Source organism: Polaribacter sp. (assembly GCF_051251875.1).
GTDB lineage: Bacteria > Bacteroidota > Bacteroidia > Flavobacteriales > Flavobacteriaceae > Polaribacter.
Window position 1 is genome coordinate 43,976 of the sequence record NZ_JBPOGL010000017.1, and the last position, 18,723, is coordinate 62,698.

At 30.5% G+C, this 18,723-nt stretch carries 19 protein-coding genes; 9 read left to right on the plus strand and 10 right to left on the minus strand.

All coding sequences use genetic code 11. The features are described 5' to 3' along the window. Window positions 1-16: 16 nt before the first annotated feature. The 8 genes from ACSHW5_RS09310 to ACSHW5_RS09345 form a co-directional block, all read right to left on the minus strand. On the minus strand, window positions 17-529 hold the full coding sequence (locus ACSHW5_RS09310) for an OmpH family outer membrane protein (RefSeq protein WP_435675852.1): 513 nt from the start codon (window positions 527-529) through the stop codon (window positions 17-19). A gap of 202 nt (window positions 530-731) precedes the next feature. After that, window positions 732-1,235: a phosphohydrolase gene (locus tag ACSHW5_RS09315; protein WP_435675853.1), complete on the minus strand. Its 504-nt coding sequence runs from the start codon at window positions 1,233-1,235 to the stop codon at window positions 732-734. A 111-nt stretch (window positions 1,236-1,346) separates the two neighbouring features. Beyond that, on the minus strand, window positions 1,347-2,987 hold the full coding sequence (gene gldG / locus ACSHW5_RS09320) for a gliding motility-associated ABC transporter substrate-binding protein GldG (protein ID WP_435675854.1): 1,641 nt from the start codon (window positions 2,985-2,987) through the stop codon (window positions 1,347-1,349). After that, complete coding sequence (gene gldF / locus ACSHW5_RS09325) at window positions 2,980-3,696, minus strand: gliding motility-associated ABC transporter permease subunit GldF (protein ID WP_435675855.1); 717 nt, start codon at window positions 3,694-3,696, stop codon at window positions 2,980-2,982. Before gldF ends, gldG begins: the two co-directional genes overlap by 8 nt. A 170-nt stretch (window positions 3,697-3,866) precedes the next feature. After that, the gene (locus ACSHW5_RS09330; RefSeq protein ID WP_435675856.1) at window positions 3,867-4,823 is read right to left on the minus strand and encodes a hypothetical protein; all 957 of its coding nucleotides are present in this window, start codon (window positions 4,821-4,823) and stop codon (window positions 3,867-3,869) included. A gap of 26 nt (window positions 4,824-4,849) precedes the next feature. Next, a complete protein-coding gene (locus ACSHW5_RS09335; RefSeq protein ID WP_435675857.1) occupies window positions 4,850-5,383 on the minus strand; it encodes a GNAT family N-acetyltransferase in 534 nt (177 codons plus the stop codon). A gap of 134 nt (window positions 5,384-5,517) precedes the next feature. Beyond that, complete coding sequence (locus ACSHW5_RS09340) at window positions 5,518-5,814, minus strand: putative quinol monooxygenase (protein ID WP_435675858.1); 297 nt, start codon at window positions 5,812-5,814, stop codon at window positions 5,518-5,520. A 4-nt stretch (window positions 5,815-5,818) separates the two neighbouring features. After that, a complete protein-coding gene (locus ACSHW5_RS09345) occupies window positions 5,819-6,679 on the minus strand; it encodes an SAM hydrolase/SAM-dependent halogenase family protein (protein ID WP_435675859.1) in 861 nt (286 codons plus the stop codon). Between the two features lie 129 nt (window positions 6,680-6,808). On the opposite strand from ACSHW5_RS09345, the gene ACSHW5_RS09350 reads away from it, so the two are divergent. The 4 genes from ACSHW5_RS09350 to fabV all read left to right on the plus strand — a co-directional run bounded on the left by ACSHW5_RS09350 (window position 6,809) and on the right by fabV (window position 10,681). Then, on the plus strand, window positions 6,809-7,762 hold the full coding sequence (locus ACSHW5_RS09350; protein WP_435675860.1) for a PhoH family protein: 954 nt from the start codon (window positions 6,809-6,811) through the stop codon (window positions 7,760-7,762). Next, window positions 7,759-8,379, plus strand: a complete 621-nt coding sequence (locus ACSHW5_RS09355; protein WP_435675861.1) for a hypothetical protein — start codon at window positions 7,759-7,761, stop codon at window positions 8,377-8,379. The genes ACSHW5_RS09350 and ACSHW5_RS09355 overlap by 4 nt, the downstream gene beginning before the upstream one ends. A gap of 48 nt (window positions 8,380-8,427) precedes the next feature. Then, entirely contained in the window at window positions 8,428-9,375 is a 948-nt protein-coding gene (locus ACSHW5_RS09360; RefSeq protein WP_435675862.1) for a phosphoribosylaminoimidazolesuccinocarboxamide synthase, read from the plus strand. 118 nt (window positions 9,376-9,493) lie between these two features. Beyond that, window positions 9,494-10,681: an enoyl-ACP reductase FabV gene (gene fabV / locus ACSHW5_RS09365; protein WP_435675863.1), complete on the plus strand. Its 1,188-nt coding sequence runs from the start codon at window positions 9,494-9,496 to the stop codon at window positions 10,679-10,681. A gap of 109 nt (window positions 10,682-10,790) precedes the next feature. Here fabV and ACSHW5_RS09370 read toward each other — a convergent pair whose 3' ends face one another. Both ACSHW5_RS09370 and ACSHW5_RS09375 read right to left on the minus strand, forming a co-directional pair. After that, complete coding sequence (locus tag ACSHW5_RS09370) at window positions 10,791-11,171, minus strand: RidA family protein (protein WP_435675864.1); 381 nt, start codon at window positions 11,169-11,171, stop codon at window positions 10,791-10,793. Window positions 11,172-11,240: 69 nt separating this feature from the next. Then, window positions 11,241-13,916 (minus strand): putative LPS assembly protein LptD, encoded by a 2,676-nt coding sequence (locus tag ACSHW5_RS09375; RefSeq protein WP_435675865.1) that lies wholly within the window; start codon window positions 13,914-13,916, stop codon window positions 11,241-11,243. 92 nt (window positions 13,917-14,008) lie between these two features. On the opposite strand from ACSHW5_RS09375, the gene ACSHW5_RS09380 reads away from it, so the two are divergent. From ACSHW5_RS09380 to ACSHW5_RS09400, 5 genes are all read left to right on the plus strand, one after another. Next, window positions 14,009-15,100 carry an N-acetylmuramoyl-L-alanine amidase family protein gene (locus ACSHW5_RS09380; protein ID WP_435675866.1) on the plus strand — a complete coding sequence of 364 codons (1,092 nt, stop codon included), beginning with the start codon at window positions 14,009-14,011 and terminating at the stop codon, window positions 15,098-15,100. Between the two features lie 54 nt (window positions 15,101-15,154). Further along, window positions 15,155-16,114 carry an MlaD family protein gene (locus tag ACSHW5_RS09385; protein ID WP_435675867.1) on the plus strand — a complete coding sequence of 320 codons (960 nt, stop codon included), beginning with the start codon at window positions 15,155-15,157 and terminating at the stop codon, window positions 16,112-16,114. Between the two features lie 22 nt (window positions 16,115-16,136). Then, window positions 16,137-17,453, plus strand: coding sequence for a 4Fe-4S dicluster domain-containing protein (locus ACSHW5_RS09390; RefSeq protein ID WP_435675868.1), 1,317 nt, complete (start codon window positions 16,137-16,139; stop codon window positions 17,451-17,453). Window positions 17,454-17,526: 73 nt separating this feature from the next. Next, window positions 17,527-18,306 carry a (Fe-S)-binding protein gene (locus tag ACSHW5_RS09395; protein ID WP_435675869.1) on the plus strand — a complete coding sequence of 260 codons (780 nt, stop codon included), beginning with the start codon at window positions 17,527-17,529 and terminating at the stop codon, window positions 18,304-18,306. A gap of 2 nt (window positions 18,307-18,308) precedes the next feature. After that, window positions 18,309-18,692: an SPOR domain-containing protein gene (locus ACSHW5_RS09400; protein ID WP_435675870.1), complete on the plus strand. Its 384-nt coding sequence runs from the start codon at window positions 18,309-18,311 to the stop codon at window positions 18,690-18,692. Window positions 18,693-18,723: the final 31 nt, after the last annotated feature.

Here is an 18,723-nt window from a genome sequence, read left to right on the forward strand (position 1 = left end):
CAGCAGAATTTTAGAATTAATTTATTCCTAATTCTTTTTTAACAGCAGTCATTAAATCTGTACCCTCGGCTAAAAGTAATCCAGAACCAGGAGTTTCATCTAAGATGTATTGAAAACCTAATGATCTACCTACTTTTTGTATGGCAGCTAAAGCTTTTTCTTGAATTGGTTTTGTTAAGGCTATATATTTGTCTTCAGCTGTTTTTTGTGCTGCAGCTTGTTCTTCTCCTATTTTAGCTTCTAATTCTGCTAATTCTTTTTTTCTGGTTTCATTTTCAACGGCAGTTTTTGTAGGTGCTTCGTTAGTATATTGAGTTAGTTTATTTCTGTATTGGGTAACAGATTCTTGAATATCTGCACCTAATTTTTGTTGAAGCTGGTCAAATGTACTTTTGGCAACTTTCATCTCTTTCATAGATGAAATAAGTTCTTGAGTGTTTATGTGTGCTACATTAGTTTGCGCATTTGTAATGCTTAAAGCTCCAAAAATTAGAGTTACAAATAGCACTACCTTTCTTAAGTTTTTCATAATTTAAAAATAATTTGATTTTTAGGTTACTAATGTAACAAAAAAATATGGAGTAGAAATTAGTTGGAAAATTTTGGGTTTATTATTATATAATGAAAACTTGCTGGTATCATTTTCTGAATGTTGATAACAGAAAAAATAAACAAAACCAAATGGTAATAAGGGTAGTTTTCTAATAGTTTAAAGTTTTATAAATTGATGATTATTCAGCAAGAATTTCATTTAAATAATCTGCAATCTCTTTACATTCGGGAATGTAAATTTTTAACATAAAATTTTCGTTTTCAGTTTTGTACTTTTCAAACATGCTTGAACCGCTGTTTTTGGAGTATTGTACATTGGCAATTCTATCACAAATTTTTATAAAAGATGCATTTTTAGTTACTTTAATTCCTTTGTAGTACTTGTCGTTTGCACGTTCTTCTCTTGTTCTACCTTTTTCATTGGTTAAAGCAAAAACAAGTTCAGCAATGGTTTTATTAGTTACTTTTTTTACGTCATTATAACTTTCTCTGGCATCTTCAATAATGTCATGTAACCAACAAGCAGATAACACATTTTCTTGTTCATGCGCTTCTACTAAATGAATAAATTTTAGGGCTACTTCATACACCATATTTAAGTGATACTCATAGCTAAATTCATCATATTTTTGATTTACATGCGCGTGTTTTTCTTTGGCGTAATTCATTGCTTTTTCTAACATCTTTTCCTTTTTATAATTTAATTTTGAAAGTAGCAATTATTTTTTAAAATGAACTTTTTTTAGCTGCTATTTTTTTTAAGAAGGAAAACAAAGCAAAATTATTTTCTTTAATTAAGTATACTTTCGCTTTCTTAAGTAATTAAAAGTGATTCCGAAAAGTAACAGTAAAATAAGCGGTAAAATAATATTAAAAAACTGCCAAAAACGTCTTTCTTTGTAGGCTTTTTGCTTGTCTAAAATGTTTATTTTTATAGACTTATTTCTCAATTCCATCAAGTCTACATCATCAAGTAAATAATCTACAGCGTTTAAAAGAAAATCCTTATTGCCAAACTGTTCATTGGTCCATTTGTCGGTAGCTAAATCAAAAGGTTTTCCCTTTAAAATTTGATTTTTTCCAACATCGCCATCGGCAATAACAATCATTTTATTTGATGTAGAAGTTTCTTTAAAAAGTGTTGTTTCAAAAGGTTTTACACGATTTTTATAAGCAGAATTAAAATTGCCTTCTAACAAAACAGCAAACAATTGTTGTCCGCTTTTATAATCGTCTTCAACGGGTTCTTCTGCAATAGATTGCAGTTCTATAATGGTAGGAGTTCCTACTTTTTGGGTTAAAGAAGAACTGATTAATAAGGGTGTTTTTTTGATGTTATTTTTTAAAGTATCAATCTGATTTGCAAACTGTAATCGTACTTCAGTAATATTTTTTGTAATGGCATTATTGGGGTTTCCAATTACCAAGGGATGATAAAACCAATCTAAGTTTTTAAATTGTGTTTGGTTGCCAACTTTGCCCGTTGCTAACGGAATTTTAGCAGAATACAAGTCTTTAATAAGTGTTGTATTTATGCGAATACCGTAAGAAAATAACATGTCTGTTAAATTTAAATCTCTAGGATAGGCTAACATTTTACCATTTGCAAACAAACTATCTTGGTCTGCTTGCACATTGTCTAACATCCACAATGTTTTTCCGCCATTGGCGATAAACTGATCTAAAACAAATTTTTCTTCTGCTGTAAAACGTTGTGTGGGTTTTGCAATAATTGCCAAATCTAAAGCTGTTAAATCTTCTAAAGTTTGTTGCGGATTTGTAGCTACTGAATCTAAAGTAAACTTTGCTAGTTTGTATTTTTTAGCCACTTCACTTAAAAAACTATATTGATACATATCATGTAACTCGCCATTTCCGGTTATAACAGCAATTCTTTGTTGCTTTTTTTGAGTAACAGCATTAATGGCGTTAGAAAAACTATATTCTAAGTTTTCAATTGCTTTTTGTAATTGTTCATCTTGCGAAGCAACAATAGCATTCGGTAGCAAAGAAACAACGGTAGATTTTTTTTGATAGGTAATTTCTGCCCAAGGAAAAATAATGGCTTCAGAGAGTTTTCCTTCCTCTTCCACAGTTAATTTACTGGGCATCATTCCTCGTTTTATCAGTGCTTCGCGTTGGTTGTCTGGAACTTCGAAATGAATGTTGATGTTTGAATTTTCTGATGCTAATTCTTCTAAATATTGGCGCGTTTCTACCTGTAATCTTTTAAATTCTGAAGGAAAATTGCCTTCTAAATAAAGTGTAACAAAAAGTGGTTTATCAACCTTATGAATAATGTTTTTTGTAGTTTCTGAAAGCGTGTAACGTTGGTCTGAAGTTAAATCTAACCGTTTGTAAAATGATTGATTGATGATGTTTAAAACGATGAGACCAATCAATAAAATTGAAATATTTTTAAGCTTCTTATTCATTTTCTATGCGCATTTTAGTAATGAATAAAAAGAAAACGGTAACACTTAAAAAGTACACAATATCTCTGGTGTCTATAACACCTCTAGAAATGCTTTTAAAATGCTCATTAATTCCTATTTTTTTGAGGATTAAATTATTTCCTAAAGCGTTAGAAATTGCATCAAAACCATAATATAATATGTAGGTTATAAAAACGCCTAATATAAAAGCTACAATCTGATTTTTAGATAATGTTGAAGTAAATAAACCAATGGCTGTATAGGTTGATGCTAATAATAACAAACCAATATAAGATCCTATTGTACTACCAAAATCGATGTTTCCAATAGGATTTCCTAGCTGATAAACGGTATAAACATAGGTTAAGGTAGGAATTAATGCAACTACCACTAATAGTAATGAAGCCCAAAATTTACCCATAACTATTTGCCAATTAGAAATGGGTTTTGTTTTTAAAAGTTCTATAGTTCCGGTATTAAATTCATCTGCAAAACTTTTCATGGTTATGGCCGGAATCAAAAATAAAAATACCAAAGGTGCTAAATAGAAAAAAGGAGTAACATCTGCAAAACCAGCGTTTAGAATGTTAAAACCGTCTTTAAAAAACCATAAAAATAAACCGTTCATCAACAAGAAAACTCCAATAACTAAATAGGCTATTGGAGTTGTAAAAAACGAGTTGAATTCTTTTTTTAAAATGGCTTTCAAATTTTTATTTTTTAAATAGTGGTAAAGTGCTTGTTTTTACAAACAACTAACTTTTTTAAGAATGATTTAAGCACTAAAGTTAACAAAAAAAATCATAGATAGAAAGTTTGAGAGGACTTTAGTACATACGCTTATAACAGCAATTATTTATACAGTTTTTTAACTGTAATTTATTCATTCGGAATGTTCTTTTCTTTGCAATATTTTTCTATTTCAGAATCGTTTTTAAAATAATTATCACAAAATCCATCGAGTTCCTTTTCCGTTGATTCGCTGTATTTTTCATTAGCAGTTAAAAGTTTTTCTGTTTGAATAATAAATTTTTCAAAATCTGAATTTATCTTACAAAGCTTGTCAATTGTTTTAAAATCTAATTCTTTATATTTTGAAGGAAAAAGAACTTTGCTTTCGTATGGATTATGTTTCAATTCTATTATTCCAATTCCAAAGGATTGGTTTAATCTTTCCATTTCTTCATTTAAACTATCTGCAATTTCAAACGCAACTAAATAACCATAATTCGCCCAACTTGAATTAGAAACAGCTTGAAAGAATGTTTTTTTTAGCTCGTAATCAGTGTTTATTTCTTTTTTAACTTCGTAAGATGTAATTTTAAAAATATCAGCTCTGTTTACAGCCTTTAAAAGTGTTTGACTTGCTTTAGATTGAAGATTTAAAAAACTTATTCCAACTAAATCCGGATGAATCCATTTTTGGTGATTATCCTTACTGTTTTTCGATTGTTCGTGAAATATTGTTTTAGAATAAATATTACTACTTTTCAAATAAGTACTTAAAAGCAAATGTAAATCTCTTTCAGAATAAGAATTTTGTTTATCTATTCTTTTTACTGTTGGTTCAGTTTGTGTCAGGACTTCTATTCCTATTTCAGGTTCATTTTTTGTCAAATAATAAGAAAATGTTCCATTTTTTCCTTTGATTCTTTTTACTCGTGAATCTCCATTTCTAATAAAATCTCCTAGTAAAGCAGAAACTGTTGCAGGAGGTGTTTTTGCATCTCCAAAATCATAGTAATTATTCTTAATTATATGTTTACAAACTTGATTCGAAATTGTTAAACCTTTTATATCACTTAAACTTTGTAAAATAGCTTCTTTTATTGTCATTTCTTATCGGTTCAGTTTTATTACAACTAATCACTAACTACTAATTTGTAAATATGATTATCTTCAAAGCCTTCATCTATTCTTTCTGGCTGAAAAACAAAACTATGTTTCTCTAACAACGCAATAGAAGGAGAATTATTTTTGTGTGTAAAAGCTTCTATGGTTTTTAATTTCATTTGTTGAAAACCAAATTTTAAAACTTCCTGAAAAGCTTCGTTCATATACCCTCTTTGTTGGTAGTCTGGATGTATTTCATATCCTATTTCTGCATAATCATCTTCAATTTTAAAATTACGCAAACCAATTGTTCCTAGTAATTCTCCGTTTAAATCTGATTGAATTACCCAAAATATGCCATTATTTTCTGCAACTAAATTAGAAATTGAATCTATAAAACCTCTAGTTTGAGCAAGGTTTTTAGGAATGTCTCTGGTAATAAAAGCATTTACATCTTTACTTGTTCTTAACCCAAAAACTGCTTTTGTGTCGTCTAAATTAATTTCTCTTAAGAGTAGTCTTTCTGTTTCTAAAACAGGAAATGGACTGAAGTTGTAACTCATTTTTTTTCTTTTTTTCTTGTTGCTTATTATTTTTCTTCTAAAGGAGTAAAGACGCAAATTTGTTTGTTCTTAATCTTATTTTTTTTACTCCATTTATTTCAATGTTTACTTTTTTTATTTTTGTTACAGTACGTTTATGGCAAACTCACTTTTTTATCAACACTCCAAGCCAGTGGTTTGTCATTAAAAAATACCTTTGTTTTTGCCCAAACCTCTTTAAACAATTCAGAGTTTCTGTAATTTTCTAAATCTTTAGTAGTTTTCCAATAAGAATAGGTAAAAAATATTTCAGGATTTGTTTTGTCTTGATATAATTCTAATAGTTGACAACCATGAGAAGCTCTTATTAATTTTTTTTTATCTTCAAACATGGATAAAAATTCATCAATGTGTTTTTTATGAAAGCTCATTTTTACAATTCGGACAAACATAAATTTAAGTAATTGAGGTATAAGTTGGATTAGAATCTTTAAAAAATTGAATGCTAATAGAATCTCTATAGGCCAAACCTAAAAGAGAAGAAGCGCCACCAACGGTGTCTAAATTGCTTCTGTAAATGGCAATTTCTAAAAATCCGGCAGCATTAAATAACGCAAGTTTATCACCATCAAACAGAGAGATATCTTGATTTTTTTGTTCGGTAATTTCATTGTATCTGGTAAATATTTTGGAAAACGTATACCGTCTTGCAGTTCCTGAAAAAGTTCTACCCTTACCAATTTCTTGAAACATTTTTTTGCTAATATTTGTAATAACATTACCATAATTATCAATATAAACAACACCACCAGTAATTAGGTTTTGTTCTTCATTTACCTTTGGCTTAATTTCTGTAATTTTCTTAAATTCTTTAATTTCTTTACCAATTACAGTTAAATTTCCACCTCTTGCTATAAAACAAGCCACCTTCACAAAAACATCTAATACAGGAAAACTACTTTCTACGCGATCGTGAATATTAATTTCAACAATTTTTGAAGGTTGTACTTCAGAAGCAATCATAGAAATAATACCATTATCCGGACATACAAAAAAATGATTGTCTAATTCTAAAGCAATATGTTTGTTTTCTGCACTTAATTCTGAGTCTACACCAACAATATGTATGGTGCCTTCCGGAAAACTTTTGTAAGAGTTTTTTAATATATAAGCAGTCTCTGTGATGTTAAAAGGAGAAATTTCATGTGTAATATCTACTATCCTTGCATCTGATAGCTCAGAATAAATAGCTCCTTTAACAGCGCCAACAAAGTGGTCTTTTGTTCCGAAATCGGTTGTTAAAGTGATTATAGACATAAAATAGACGCTGTTAATTAATTGTGTAAAAGTTGTTAACTATTTTACGCAAATCTAATCATTTTAGAAAATTTAATCGCTATTTTTAGATTGAAATAAAATTGTAATTTAACATCAAAAATTAAACATTTGAACGAACGCATTATAGAGCTAACAGAAATCAATCCTAAAGATTTTTTTGGCGCACACAATAGTACTATCGAGCAATTAAAAAGATACTTTCCAAAAATTAAAATTGTTGCTCGCGGATCTAAACTAAAAATTTACGGAGAACCACATATTTTAGATGAATTTGAAATTCGTTTAGAACGTTTAATTAAGTACTATAATAAGTACAACAAGTTGGATGAAAATAGTATTGAGAGAATTTTAACTTCTAATGGAAATGAAGAAAAATCTGTTGCAGCAAAAAATGCAAAAGATGTTTTAGTACATGGTGTAAGTGGTAAGTTGATAAAACCTCAAACAGAGAATCAACGTAAAATGGTTACACTAATGGCTAAAAATGATATGCTGTTTGCTGTTGGCCCTGCAGGAACGGGAAAAACCTATACGGCAGTTGCGTTGGCGGTAAAAGCGTTGAAAGAAAAAGAAGTTAGAAGAATTATTTTAACAAGACCTGCGGTAGAGTCTGGTGAAAATTTAGGGTTTCTTCCCGGAGATTTAAAAGAAAAATTAGATCCTTACATGCAACCTTTGTATGATGCTTTAAGAGATATGATACCGCATGAAAGGTTAGAATCTCACTTAGAAAAAGGCGTTATTCAAATAGCTCCTTTGGCATTTATGCGAGGTAGAACTTTAGACAATGCATTTGTAATTTTAGACGAAGCACAAAATACAACCCACAATCAAATGAAAATGTTTTTAACAAGGATGGGAAAACACGCCAAGTTTATTATTACCGGAGATCCTGGTCAGATAGATTTACCAAGAAAACAAATTTCTGGTTTAAAAGAGTCTTTATTGGCTTTAAAAGATATAGAAGGTATTGCACAAGTGTATTTAGATGACAAGGATGTGGTAAGACACCGTTTGGTTAGAAAAATTATTAGTGCTTATAAAAGTATAGAAACCGAATGATAAAAATAGAAAAAGACAAATTAGGCCTACAAGATTACTTTTATATTGGTTATTTATATCTCATAATTTTAGGAATTGTTAGTGATGCTATTTTCTATGGTATTTTTGGTGTTTCTTATTTAAACTACACTACAATCTTAGATGCTTTAATGTCTCCAATCAGTTTATTAACTAATAATTGGAAAATTTCTATCTTTCTTGTCTTCATGTTTTGGTTGATGCGCCAATATTTTACAAAATGGATGTTTCCACTATATAAATATTTTAGAGTTAAAAAATGGTATCAAAAAATATATAATATAGAAAAATGGGATAAAAAATATGAAGTGTTTGAGAAAAAAAAGAATAGTATTGATGGAATGATGATTCTCTTTTTTTTACTTTTTATTTCTATGAGAACGGGTATGGGAATAGGCATGAAGCAGAAATATACCAAAGAAGAAATTATACCAAATTACACATTGGTGTTTAAAGACAATACAAAATTAGATGTAAGAAAGATAGGACAAAACTCTGCTTATTTTTTTTATTTTATCCCTGGAGAAAAAGTAATTACTGCAACACCAATTGCAGATAATCTAAGGCAAATAAAAGTACTTGAAAAGAAAGGAAATTAATATTTTTAAAATACTATTTTTGCAACATCAACAAACAACAAAATAATAATGAATACAATTAACAATACTAATTTTCAATTTCCGAACCAAAAGTCTGTATACATAGGTAAAGTAAGAGAAGTTTACAATATTAATGATGACGTTTTGGTAATGATTGCTACAGATAGATTGTCTGCATTTGACGTTGTTTTGCCTCGTCAAATTCCGTTTAAAGGACAGATTTTAAATCAGATTGCAACAAAAATGATGAATGATACAGCAGATATTGTTCCTAATTGGTTGCTTGCAAATCCGGATGAAAATGTGGCTGTTGGTCATTTATGTGAGCCGTTTAAGGTAGAAATGGTTATTCGTGGTTACATGTCTGGTCATGCAGCGCGTGAATACAAAGCAGGAAAAAGAACACTTTGTGGTGTAGCAATGCCAGAAGGGTTAAAAGAAAATGATCAATTTCCAGAAGCTTTAATTACACCATCTACCAAAGCAGATAACGGCGAGCATGATGAAGATATTTCTCGTGAAGATATTTTGTCTAAAGGAATTGTTTCTGAAGCAGATTATTTGGTTTTAGAAGATTTTACACGTAAATTGTTTGCCAGAGGAACAGAAATTGCTGCAAAAAGAGGATTGATTTTAGTGGATACTAAATATGAATTCGGAAAAACTAAAGAAGGAAAAATTGTATTGATTGATGAAATTCATACGCCAGATTCTTCTCGTTACTTTTATGCTGATGGTTATCAGGAAAGACAAGATAAAGGAGAAGCACAAAAGCAATTATCTAAAGAATTTGTACGTCAATGGTTAATTGAAAACGGTTTTCAAGGAAAAGAAGGACAACAAGTGCCAGAAATGAACGATGAAAAAGTTATTGAAATTTCTAACAGATATATAGAATTATACGAGCAAATTACTGGAGAAACTTTTGTAAAAGCATCAACAGAAAATGTATTGAATAGAATTGAAAAGAATGTAAATTCTTTTTTGAATAAATAAAATAATTAGCTTTGTCATTGCGACGTGGAACAAGGTGGCAATCTAAAAGTTATAAGAACAGAGTACTTTGTCATGCTTCCTAGTATTGGCAAATTTAACAAAACTAACAACAGTAAAAATGATTATAGAACCAAGAACAAGAGGATTTATCTGTTTAACATCGCACCCAACAGGTTGTGAGCAAAATGTGATCAATCAAATAGAATATGTAAAATCGAAAGGAAAAATAGACGGAGCAAAAAAAGTGCTAGTAATTGGTGCTTCTACAGGTTTTGGATTGGCTTCAAGAATTTCAAGTGCTTTTGGTTCTGATGCAGCTACAATTGGTGTTTTCTTTGACAAACCAGCAACAGAAGGCAGACCAGGTTCTCCTGGTTTTTACAATACGGCAGCTTTTGAAAAACAAGCAAATGCTGCAGGTTTATATGCAAAAAGTATTAATGGAGATGCGTTTTCTAATGAAATAAAAGAACAAGTTGTCAACTTAATTAAAGAAGATTTAGGTCAAATAGATTTGGTAATTTACAGTTTAGCATCACCAGTAAGAACGCATCCAACAACAGGAGTAAGATACAAGTCGGTTTTAAAACCAATTGGAGATGTTTTTTCTAATAAAACGGTAGATTTTCATACAGGAAATGTTTCTGAAATCTCAATAAATCCTGCTGAAGGAGAAGATGTAGAAAATACCATTAACGTAATGGGAGGTGAAGATTGGAAAATGTGGATGGACGCATTGCAATCAGAAAACTTATTAGCAGAAGGAGCTACAACTGTTGCTTATTCTTATATTGGCCCAGAAGTTACAAAACCTGTTTATAGAAACGGTACAATTGGAGCGGCAAAAGATCATTTAGAAGCAACTGCTTTTACCATTTCAGACGATTTAAAATCGATTGGAGGAAAAGCCTATGTTTCTGTAAATAAAGCATTAGTAACTCAGGCTAGTTCCGCAATACCTGTTATTCCATTATATATTTCATTATTGTATAAAGTAATGAAAGCAAAAGGAATTCATGAAGGTTGTATAGAGCAAATTCAACGTTTGTATAGTGAGCGTTTGTTTGGTGGAGATTTAGCTTTGGATAAAAAAGGAAGAATTAGAATTGACGATTTGGAGATGAGAGAAGATGTGCAGGCAGAAGTTGTAAAACTTTGGGAAACTGCATCAACAGAAAACGTATCTGAAATTGGAGATCTAGAAGGATATAGCAACGATTTTTACAACCTTTTCGGCTTTAAAGTAGCAGGTGTAGATTATGATGCTGATGTAAATGAAGTGGTAAACGTACCAAGTATTCAGTAAGATTTTTATCCCGCGAAAGCGGAAAAAGAAATAGAAACCTCACAATTACTACTGATTTTTTTTCAGTAACTATTGTGAGGTTTTTTTGCGCTATTTTGAATGTTGAAAATTATTTTACTGCAATTGCACTAATTTCAACATTTACAAATTTAGGCAAGTTTGCAACTTCTACAGTTTCTCTTGCGGGAGCTGTTTCCTCATTAAAATATTGCCCGTAAACGGCATTTATTTCTCCAAAATTATTCATATCAGAAATAAAAATGGAGGTTTTAATTACGTTTTCAAAAGTCATTTCAGCAGCAGCCAATACTTCTTTTAAATTCTCCATTACTTGTGTTGTTTCTTTTAAAATAGAGTCTAAAACCAATTCTCCTGTTTCAGGATTAATGGCAATTTGTCCGGATGTATACAACGTATTTCCGCTTAATACTGCTTGGTTATATGGCCCAATAGGAGCTGGTGCTTTGGTGGTGGTGATTATTTTTTTCATTTTTGTTCAAAGGTTTAAAGTTTCAAAGTCAAAAGGTAGTATGACTATTCTATTTTTTAATTTTGGGTACTAAAATAAAGTTTTATCTGCTGGTTTTGTTTTATCCCATTTTAAATCTGAAAGCATAGAAGATTTTACACCAATAAAAAAGGTGTAAGAAGAATTTGTACCAAAAGGAACCCAATTAAAATTAAATTGCCAACTGTCTAAATCTCTGGTAAAGTTAAATCTTGAAAATGTAAACGCACCTCCTTTTACGTCATAACCAGAAGAATAACCCATTTTCCATTTTGGTGAAAGTTCTACATTACCACTAAACATAATACTGTGAACACCAATTTCTCCGCCATCTAAGCCGTTGTTGGTATAATTTGTAGAGTACGCTAAATTTATGGACCAGGGAATGTCTGCTGTAAATAATTTTGTGAGATTTTTTTTGTCTTTTTTATCAGAATTATTGTTATTTCTTTGTCCAAAGCTATCTGTAGGATTAATATCTGCACCAATAATATCAGGTGTATTTTGAGCACCATTACCACTAGTATTGTCTTTTTTTACCTTCCCGTCCTTATCAAAATCGCTACTAGAAATGGCATAACTTGCTGTTAAACTAGCGTTTGTTAATCTTAATATGTTAGCATTAAATTCATTTATTCTAATAGCAGAACCAGTTGAAGAAGCTACAACTTTGTATGGGTCCATAGAACCGCTAAGGTTTAAAGATAATTTGTCTTTAAACAAACGAGTTCCTGTAGAAAAACTTACAGGAGACCAGCGTAAACTATCTGCTGTCATATTATAAGAACTACTAAAATTTAAGTTATTTAAAAGTGTAACTTTCTCATCTTCTTCATCGCTATCGGGGTCTTTTGGAGCCATTTTGGCTTCCAAAACGTTGTTTAATGAAATCCCTATTGAATTGCTTACCCCAGAAGAAGGAGTTCCGTAAATACCTTGGTCAAAGACGGTGTAATCTAATAAATCTGTAGCATCTGCACTTTGTTGTACTTGTTTTAAGTATTTGTCTTTAAAATCTGGTCTATAAGAATAAGAAATAGAAGGTCTAAACGTGTGTCTTATTGCTTTTAATCGTCCTTTTTTAAAGTTAAAAGTACCATAAATGTTTGTAGATAAACTTACCCCTGCATTGTATTCTCTATAACTTTTAAAACCTCGTAAAGTATCTGTAACTACTACATTTTCTGTAATGTCATACTCTTTTTGAATATAATCAAACTGCCAGGTTTCTTCATAATTTACACTTGGTGAAACGGTAAAATACTTAAATGCTTTTATGTTGGTATTTGTACCTGTTTTATGTTGCATTCCTGATCTTGCAGTTTCAAACATTTTACTGGTAAAAAAATTATCATCATCAGTATTAATTAAATACTGACCTTGTAATGTATAATTAAAACCCATTTTTTGAATAGGAGTTTTTTGCACGCCACCTTTACCTGCAAACGGGTAAATTCTATTCATGTTTACCGTTAATGACGGCAATGTCATTGTTATTTTTTCTGTATTGGTGTTTTGTTGATGAGTGGCTGTTAAACTCATATTAAAAGGTGTACCTACAAAAGTTTTACTATAATTAATAGAAGAATTAAATGTATTTGTTTGTGTCTGCGAAAGGTTTAATTGATTTAAAGATTCTCTAAAAAACTTGCTACTTCCTAAGTTTACAGATGCGCCAAATCTAGAATTTGGGCTAGATTTAGAATCCTGACTATGAGACCATCTTATATTAAAGTTATTGGCTTTAGAATAATCATCAAAACCTCTAATGCCACTAATATTATTTTCAAAATTTAAACTAAAAGAACCGCTAAATTTATATCGTTTTTTGTAGTTAGAACTAATTCTGGCGCCCCAACTTCCGTTAGAATAAGCATCTCCCAAAACAGTTAAATCAAAATAATCATTAATAGAAAAATAGTATCCACCATTTTGAATTCCTATTCCTCTATCTGAACTCCCAGTATCAAAAGCTGGAATTAAAAAACCAGAAACACTCTTTTCAGTTAAAGGAAAATAGGCAAAAGGTAAAAAGATAGGAGTTGGTACATCTGCTAAAACCAAATTACTAGAACCCACAATTATTTTTTTACCAGGCACTAATTTTGCTTTGTTGGTGGCAATATAATAATCTGGGTTTTCTTTCTCTGAAGTGGTAAATTTTATATTTCTTACGTAAATTGTAGAGTCGTTTACACGTTTTGTTTTTTCTCCATAGGTGTACATTTCTCCTTGTTTACTCTTTAAACCATAAATTATAGCGCGTTTACTTTTAAAGTTGTAGATCATAGAGTCTTGTTCAGATTCTTGATTTCCTTGTTTAAAAACCGGTTTTTGAACATAGCCAGTGCTGTCCATTATTCCTTTGGCAAACAAGGTATTTTTCTTATAATCTATAATTATTTTTCCTGCTTTTAAATCAATGTCTGTATAAACAATTTGCGCTTCGTTATAAAGTGTAACGGTTTGTTCTTTAGCGTTTTGTGTAGTGTAGTCTTTGGCAACATGAGTAATTAAATCTTCTATACTCTCTTTAGGTTTTATAGAGTCTACGGCAATAGTATCTATTTCTTTAAGAGCTAAAGAATCTATTTTTTTAGATATAATACTGTCTTTTTTTACAGCATTAATTACAGTGTTTTTTGTCGGTTTTATATCTTGTGCTTGAGTAATCCTTATTAAAAAGATAGCGCAAAATAAAAGTAGGTATGATAGGTTTGTTTGCAATGCTTTAAATGCTATTTTTGTATGGAAGTAAAAATATGGCTCAATATTTGAAACACCAAATTTACGATGCCAAAATTAGTTAAATTTTATTGATGCGATTCCTACAAAACCACAAAATTAATATCAAAGCAAAAAATACTTTTGTTTTTCTGACTATATTCTTTTTTCTTATGAATTTTTCATCCGTAATAGCACAAAAAAAATACGTTGTTGTTATTGATGCTGGTCATGGTGGTAGAGACCCTGGTAATTTGGGTAACGGTTACAAAGAGAAAAATATTGCTTTAAAAGTAGCTTTAGTTGTTGGTAAGGAATTGGTAAAAAAGAAGGATATAAAAGTAATTTACACTAGAAGTAGCGATGTTTTTATAGATTTATGGAAAAGAGGAGATATTGCAAATCATGCAAAAGCAGATTTATTTGTTTCTATTCATTGCGATTCTCATACGTCTAATGCTTACGGTGCAGGAACTTTTGTGTTGGGGTTAAGAGGCAATAAACAGAATTTAGAAATAGCCAAAAGAGAAAATGCCGTAATCCTTTTAGAAGATAATTATAAGGATAAATATATAGGTTTTGATCCTAATTCTGCAGAATCTGTAATAGGATTGTCTCTTTTACAAGAAGAAAATTTAGACAAAAGTTTAACCATTGCTAGTTTAATACAAACTAATTTTACGTCTCAATTAAAGAGACATGACAGAAAAGTAAAACAAGATAATTTTCAGGTGTTAAGAGAAACTATTATGCCTAGTGTTTTGGTAGAATTAGGTTTTTTAACCAATAAAATAGAAGGTAGGTTCTTAAATTCAAAAAGAGGACAACTAAAAATGGGAAATTCTATTGCCGATGCCATAGGGAATTACATTAACAATTTAAAATTAAATACGGTTTCTGATAATGTGGTAGATACAAATGGTGATTCTAGTATTTTGTATAAAGTACAGATTGCTTCCGGAAAAAACAAGTTGACTACAAAATCATATAATTTTAAAGGGTTAAAAGATGTAGAAAGAATAAAAGTAAATACTTTTTATAAATATTATTATGGCTCCTCTTCTAATTATAATGAAGTAAAAAAGTCTCTACAAACAGCTAAAACAAAAGGATATAAATCTGCATTTATAGTCGCTTTTAATAATGGAGAAAAGATTTCTGTTCAAAAAGCTATTAAATTGCAGTAAATTTGGCGGTTTCTCCCAAAAATTATTAGTAATATTGTTACTAAATTTCTTTAGATGTCTAAACAATTAAAAATTGGAATTGCCGCAGTAAGTATTATAGTGCTTTTTATCTGGGGCTTTAATTTTTTAAAAGGTCAGAATATGTTTGACCGTAATTCACGTTATTTTAAGGTGGAATATAATAATATTGCAGGGCTTAGCAAATCTAGCTTGGTAACCATAAATGGATTAAAAGTTGGTAAAATTGATGAAATTGAATTTGACAAAAGTATAGAAAATAGAGGGCAATTAATAGTCCGTTTTTCTCTAGATAATGATTTTCAGTTTTCTAAAAAGAGTGTTGTTAAAATTTATTCACCAAGTCCGTTAGGAGGTTCTAATTTAGCTATTATACCTAATTATGAAGGCGAAATGGCGGTTTCCGGAGATACTTTAGAAGGAAAGTTAGAGTCTAGTTTGTTTACTTCTTTAGGAGAAAGATTAGATCCTATTCAGACAAAATTAGAACATGTAATGGTTAGTGCAGATTCTTTGTTTAAAAGTGTGAATGAACTTTTAGATAAAGAAACTAAAATGAGCTTAAAACGTTCTATGCGTAATCTAGAATTTACCATTTCTGATGTTAGAAAACTAATGAAATCTTCTAGAAATATGATAGATTCTAGTACCGCAGAATTGAAAGGAACTCTTAGAAATACTAAAAAAATTACAGAGAATTTTGCTAAAGTTTCAGACACATTAGTACAAGCAAATATTGGCGGAATTATGAGAAACGCAGAACAAGCATTAAGTTCTGTAAACTCTTTGTTAGAAGGAGTTAAAACAGGTAAAGGTTCACTTGGTAAATTAATGACGGATGATGCTGTGTACACAAATTTAGACAACGCTACAAAAGAATTAGAAGAGTTGTTGAGAGAACTTAAATTACATCCAAAAAGATTTGTACACTTTTCTTTATTTGGCAGAAAAGCAAAAGAATACAAGCCAGAAGAAACAAAGGAAATAGAAGAATAATAACACTTTTTAAATCATATAAATGCAGTATTTACCAAACATAATTTTTGCACTTGCTCTTACGCTAGGAATTGGTTTTTTTGTGATGAATATTCGCAAATTATCAAGAAATATAAAACTAGGGAAAGATGTTGATCGAACAGATAAAAAGCCTGAACGATTAAAAAACATGATTAAGATTGCGCTAGGGCAATCTAAAATGGTAAAAAGACCATTCTCAGGATTTTTACACATTATAGTATACGTTGGTTTTATCATCATAAATATAGAAGTTTTAGAAATTGTAATTGATGGTTTATTCGGAACGCACAGAATATTTAAAGGTGTTTTGGGTAATGGTTTTTACGGTTTTTTAATAGGGTTCTTTGAAATTTTAGCTGCCTTAGTTTTTGTAGCTGTAATTCTTTTTTGGTTGCGTAGAAATGTATCTAACATACAACGTTTTCTTAGTAAAGAAATGAAAGGTTGGCCCAAAAATGATGGAAATAACATTCTATATTTTGAAATGGTGTTAATGACCTTGTTTTTGGTAATGAACGCCACAGATACCACATTTCAAGAGGCAGGAGTTGGTAATCCAATCAGTCAGTTTATTACACCTTTTTTTGAAGGTTTTTCAGCAGAATCTGTTCATTTTATAGAAAGAACTGCTTGGTGGATTCATATTTTAGGGATTTTAGTATTTTTAAATTACTTATATTATTCTAAACATTTGCATATTTTATTGGCGTTTCCAAATACCTATTTTGCCAATCTAAATCCAAAAGGACAATTTAATAATTTAGAATCTGTTACCAATGAGGTAAAGTTAATGATGGACCCAGAAGCGGATCCGTACGCAGCGCCAGCAGAAGGAGAAGAAGAAACAGTTCCAGAAAAATTTGGGGCTTCTGATGTTACCGATTTAAATTGGGTACAATTATTAAATGCCTACACTTGTACGGAATGTGGTAGGTGTACATCGTCATGCCCGGCAAACTTAACGGGTAAAGAATTATCACCAAGAAAAATCATGATGGACACTCGTGATCGTTTAGAAGAAGTTGGTAGAAATATAGATGCAAATAAAGGAACGTTTGTTGATGATGGAAAACAATTGTTAAATGATTATATCTCTCCAGAAGAATTATGGGCGTGTACAAGTTGTAATGCTTGTGTAGAAGAATGCCCTGTAAATATAGACCCATTGTCTATTATTATGGAGATGCGAAGATATTTAGTGATGGAAGAAAGTGCTGCTCCTCAAGAATTAAATATGATGATGACAAACATCGAAAATAATGGAGCGCCTTGGCAATACAATCAACAAGACAGATTAAACTGGGCTAACGAAGAGTAAACAATTTTTCAATTAACAATTATCAATTACGAATTGCTTTAATTCATAATTTATAATTAAAAATTTGTAATTTATGATAGTACCAACAATGGCAGATATGATGGCGCAAGGTAAACAACCAGAAGTGTTGTTTTGGGTGGGCGCAGCAGGTAGTTATGATGATAGAGCCAAAAAAATATCGAGAGCATTTGTAAAAATATTACATGAAGCAAAGGTAGACTTTGCCGTTTTAGGAACCGAAGAATCTTCTACAGGAGATGCCGCAAAAAGAGCTGGAAATGAGTTTCTATTTCAAATGCAGGCTATGATGAATATAGAGGTTTTAAATGGTTATGAAATCAAAAAAATAGTAACCTGCGATCCTCATTCGTTTAATACTTTAAAGAATGAATATCCTGGTTTAGGAGGAAAATATGAGGTTTTTCATCATACACAATTTATTCAAAATTTAATAAAGGAAGGACGTTTAAAAATTGATGATACCACCTTAAAAGGAAAAAGAATTACCTTTCACGATCCTTGTTATTTAGGAAGAGCTAATGATGTTTATGAATCTCCGAGAGATTTGATAAAAAAATTAGGCGTAAATTTAACTGAAATGAAACGTCACAAAAACACAGCTTTGTGTTGCGGAGCAGGAGGGGCGCAGATGTTTAAAGATGCAGAAAAAGGTGATAAGGAAATTAATGTGTTAAGAACAGAAGACGCCTTAGAAACCAAACCAAATATTATTGCAACGGGTTGCCCATATTGCAATACAATGATGACGGACGGAATTAAGTTTAAAGAAAAAGAGGCTGAAGTTTTAGTAAAAGATATTGCAGAATTAATTGCAGAAGCTAATCATTTATAACTATGAAAAAAATTTTAATTTTACTCGTTTTTAGTGCTTTTGTTGCTTCTTGTGACAAAAAAGAAGTTAAAAAAGCACCTATTAAAATAGACACACCTATTGTAAAAGACACTATTAAAGAAATCGTGGAGGTTGAAGAAATTCCTACGCTTTTTTTTACTGTTCAAATAGCGGCATTAAAGAAAAGCAATGCCAACTTTGATGCTCTTAAGGATATTCAGGTTTTTCATGAAGATAATTTAACAAAATATAGATTTGGTCAATTTGCTACTTATAAAGAAGCCAGAGCTGCTAGAAAATTGCTTTTAACTACATATTCTGATGCTTTTGTACAAGCGGTAAAAAACGGAAAACCAATTAATATTAAAGAAGCTTTAAGTAATTAGTGCTTGTTAATTAATGTATTTTTTATAGGTG